2 protein-coding genes are annotated in these 966 nt (G+C 39.1%); both read right to left on the bottom strand.

Going from position 1 to position 966, the window contains the following annotated elements; translation table 11 throughout:
• On the bottom strand, nt 1-332 hold a 332-nt coding region (locus JCM15548_RS20650; protein ID WP_162198312.1), incomplete at its 3' end, for an ATP-binding protein.
• A 12-nt stretch (nt 333-344) separates the two neighbouring features.
• Nucleotides 345-966 (bottom strand): Mu transposase domain-containing protein (locus tag JCM15548_RS22100; protein WP_439645471.1); only part of this gene is annotated, 622 nt, incomplete at its 5' end.

The following is a 966-nucleotide window of genomic DNA, read 5'->3' as shown; positions in this document are numbered from 1 at the left end:
CCGGTTCCTGTAGAACCACTTATCAGAAGGTCTCTCCCTTTAATAATCCAGTCGCAGTTTTGTAATCTCAGAATCACGTTTTTATCAAGATTCCTTGGCTGATGATAATCAATCTGCTCAATGCTCACCTGTTGTTTAAAGCCAGCTGTTTTAATTAGTCGGCTGAGCTTACGATTATACTTGTCATCATATTCTGCATCAACCAAATGAGCAATGATTTCATCGGGTGTAAACTTTTCCTGTAAGGCACTATCAAGTATGTTGCGATAGGCTTGTTCAAAACCATGCAAACGCATGGAGTTTAGTTTTTCTAATGTTGCTGTAGTGTTCATAATCAATTGGTTTTAATTAAATTGTTCTTTTCCACGTAAGTTGGTGTGCTCTGGTATTAGGTAGAGATCTGACTGTTCTTCAGTTGAAAGTTCGAAAGTCTTATTTAAAAGCATGTTTTTAACGAATTTATAGGTGAGGCGGTTTAGGCTCAATGCTTTATTACAGGCTTTTAAGAAATCTGCCTGGTCGTGCTTTTTGGCAAGAGACAAAAGGCCCATGCAAGTTTTGAAGGCCTGTTCAGGATGTGGCCTGCTATCAAGGATTTTAATGGTTAATTCTTTGGCTGCCGGCCCTATTTTAGCAGCCCAGTCAATGAACCGTTGGGGGTGCCATTCTGATACAAATTTATGATCAGCAGGTCGGTGATCATTGTTAGTTGTATAGCCATACCTACGAGTGTCCCGCTTATGAAAGGCTACTCTTTTATTGTTGTAATAAGCCTCTACAGTTCGCGATGAGTAAACAACCAGCACCTTTTTATTGACTAATTGATAAGGTGCACTATAGTAGTGTTGATCTTCATTGAGATAGAAATGGTAGTTGTATATAACCTTAGTAACACAGAAGGTTCTTAGCTCATACTTTTCCTTTGGCAAAGGATTTAGGGCTTCTTTTTCGACCTCGTTAAACAGG

This window comes from Geofilum rubicundum JCM 15548, assembly GCF_000974365.1.
Classification (GTDB): Bacteria; Bacteroidota; Bacteroidia; order Bacteroidales; family Marinilabiliaceae; genus Geofilum; species Geofilum rubicundum.
Note: the sequence above shows the minus strand (reverse complement) of the source record. Positions and strands in the feature narration are given on the sequence as shown.